Genomic DNA, 2,948 nt, shown 5'->3' on the forward strand with positions numbered 1-2,948 from the left:
CCTCCGGGCAGCACGCCCCGCCCTCTCCACCGACGCCCGGAAGCTCGTCCCCCAGCCGACAACGGGCAGAAGATGTCGCGATCCAGCTCAACCCCCGGACGGGATCACGCGTCCGCGTATTTCGTTTCCGCGCTCGGGTCCAGGGCCAGGCGGTAGCCGCGTTTGACCACCGTCTGGATCAGCTTCGGCGTGCCGAGGGCCGTGCGGAGGCGCGCCATGGCCGTTTCCACCGCGTGTTCGTCGCGGCCGGAGCCGGGCAGCGCGCGCAGCAGGTCCGCGCGGGCGACGACCCAGCCGGGGCGGTGGGAGAGGGCGCGCAGGAGGGACATGCCGGCGGGCGGGACCGGTTTGAGGGCGCCGTCGACCAGGACGGCGTGGCCCCGGATCTCCACACGGTGCCCGGCGACGGGAAAGGTGCGCGCCCGCGCGGGGAGTTCCTGGCAGAGGAGCTGGACGAGCGGGCCGAGCCGGAAGCGTTCGGGCTGGATCGTGTCGATGCCGCGCGACTGAAGGGGCAGTGCGGTGACCGGGCCCACGCAGGTCGGCAGGACGTCGTGGCTCAGCGCCGCCAGGACCTCGTCGAGCAGTCCGCGCTCCGTCGCCCGGGAGAGGAGCGAGGCCGCGGCGGGGGCACTGGTGAAGGTGAGCGCGTCCAGGGACCGGCCGACCGTCGCGTCCAGCAGACGGTCGACCGGCGTGATGTCCTCCGGCGGCATCCAGCGGTAGACGGGCACCCCGAGCACCTCGGCCCCGCCCGCCCGCAACGCCTCCACGAACCCGGGCAGCGGCTCACCGTGCAGCTGGATCGCGATCCGCAGACCGTCGACACCCTCCTCCAGCAACCGGTCCAGCACCTCCGCCATGGACTCCGACGACGGCGACCACTCCTCCGTCAGCCCGGCCGCCCGCACCGCGCCCTTGACCTTCGGCCCGCGCGCCATGATCCGTACGCCGCCCAGCCGGGACAGCAGCTCCTCCCCGAGCCCCCAGCCGTCCGCGGCCTCGACCCAGCCCCGGAACCCGATCGCGGTCGTGGCCACGACGATGTCCGGCACCTGCTCGATGATCTCCTTCGTCGCGGCCAGCAGCTCGCTGTCGTCGGCGAGCGGCACGATCCGCAGGGCAGGGGCGTGCAGGACGGCGGCACCGCGTCGCTGCAGCAGCGCCCCGAGCTCATCGGCCCGGCGCGCGGCCGTCACACCCACGGTGAAACCCGCCAGGGGCCCGTGGTCCGGTCGCTGTTCTTCCTCGTACATGGCTCTCGTCCCGCACTCGAGTCGTCGTACTTCGTGGGTACGGCGTACCTACATGCCGAGCGAGCCTGTCAACGGCTCGTGACAGGCCCGGATCGGTGTGATGTCGCTGGTGTTACGTCACACCTCGGCGTAGCTGAGCTGTGACTTCGCCTCCGAGGTCGCCGTGGTGACGGGTACCCGGGGAGTCGTGCGGCGAAGGTATACGGCCCAGGTGACCGCGAAGCACACCGCGTAGAAGGCGAGGAAGGCGACGAACGCCCCGGTGCCCGAGCCGTAGGAGAGGAAGGACTGGCGGAAGGCGAGGTTGATGCCGACACCGCCGAGCGCGCCGACCGCGCCGATGAGTCCCATGGAGGCACCGGAGAGCCGCCGCCCGTAGGCCGCCGCCGCCTCGCCCTGAAGCCCCTTGGCGAGGGCCTTGTTCTGGAAGATGCCCGGGATCATCTTGAACGTCGAGCCGTTGCCGAGCCCGCTGAGCACGAACAGCACCACGAACGCCCCGGTGAACAGCGACAGCGACTTCTCCATGGAGGCGCCGATCAGGACCGCCGTCGCGACACCCATCGCCACGTAGTTCCACAGGCTGATCTTCGCACCGCCGTACCGGTCGGCGAGCCAGCCGCCGAGCGGGCGGATCAGCGAGCCGAGCAGTGGGCCGATGAAGGTGACGTACGCGGCCTCCAGCGGCGTGCGGCCGAACTGGTTCTGCAGGACCTGGCCGAAGGCGAAGCTGTAGCCGATGAAGGAGCCGAAGGTGCCGATGTAGAGGAGGGACATGATCCACGTGTGGGCGTCCCGGGCGGCGTCCTTGGCGGCACCGGTGTCGTTCTTGACGTTCTCCAGGTTGTCCATGAACAGCGCGGCCAGCACGGCGGCCACGACGATCAGCGGGATGTAGACGCCGAGCAGGACGCGCGGCCCGCCGCCGGCGCCGATGATCGCGAGCGCGGCCAGCTGGATCACCGGCACGCCGATGTTGCCGCCGCCCGCGTTCAGGCCGAGGGCCCAGCCCTTCTTCCGCAGGGGGAAGAAGGCATTGATGTTGGTCATGGAGGAGGCGAAGTTGCCGCCGCCGACGCCGGCGAGCAGGCCGACCAGCAGGAAGGTGGAGAAGGAGGTGCCCGGCTCCATCACGGTGAACGCGGCGACGGTCGGGATCAGCAGCATGCCGGCCGAGACGATCGTCCAGTTCCGCCCGCCGAAGACGGCGACGGCGAAGGTGTAGGGGACGCGGACGACCGCGCCGACCAGCGTGACCATCGAGGTCAGCATGAACTTGTCGGCGGGGGTCAGCCCGTACTCCGGGCCCATGAACAGCACGAGCACGGACCACAGGGTCCAGATCGAGAAGCCGATGTGCTCGGACAGTACGGAGAAGAAGAGGTTCCGCCGGGCGACCTTCTCCCCGGTCTCCTTCCAGAACGTCTCGTTCTCGGGATCCCACTGCCGGATCCAGCGTCCGCCCTTGCTCGGGGGTACGGGTGCCGTGCCAGGGCCTGTCATGACGCCTCCACTGTGCTCCGGGGCTCGGTCGTACTTCCGGTGACTGACCCCGAAGGTAGGGAGGGCTCGTTTCCTGCCTGTGCCAGTGGGTGACCGCGAGGGAACTTTGCTCTCACCCCGCGCTCGGGCGGGATGAGAGGTTCCCGGAGGCGCCCGCGTCAGTGCTGCGGGGGCTGCCAGTGGGGGTTC

General features: G+C 70.5%; 2 protein-coding genes. Both read right to left on the reverse strand.

What is annotated here, in order from left to right; genetic code table 11:
- Window positions 1-104: 104 nt before the first annotated feature.
- Window positions 105-1,256: a uroporphyrinogen-III synthase gene (locus K4G64_RS38835; RefSeq protein ID WP_221760554.1), complete on the reverse strand. Its 1,152-nt coding sequence runs from the start codon at window positions 1,254-1,256 to the stop codon at window positions 105-107.
- A gap of 117 nt (window positions 1,257-1,373) precedes the next feature.
- Complete coding sequence (locus tag K4G64_RS38840; RefSeq protein ID WP_221760555.1) at window positions 1,374-2,759, reverse strand: NarK/NasA family nitrate transporter; 1,386 nt, start codon at window positions 2,757-2,759, stop codon at window positions 1,374-1,376.
- Window positions 2,760-2,948 lie beyond the last annotated feature (189 nt).

This window comes from Streptomyces sp. WAC04114 (genome assembly GCF_019733245.1).
Taxonomy (GTDB): domain Bacteria; phylum Actinomycetota; class Actinomycetes; order Streptomycetales; family Streptomycetaceae; genus Streptomyces; species Streptomyces massasporeus_A.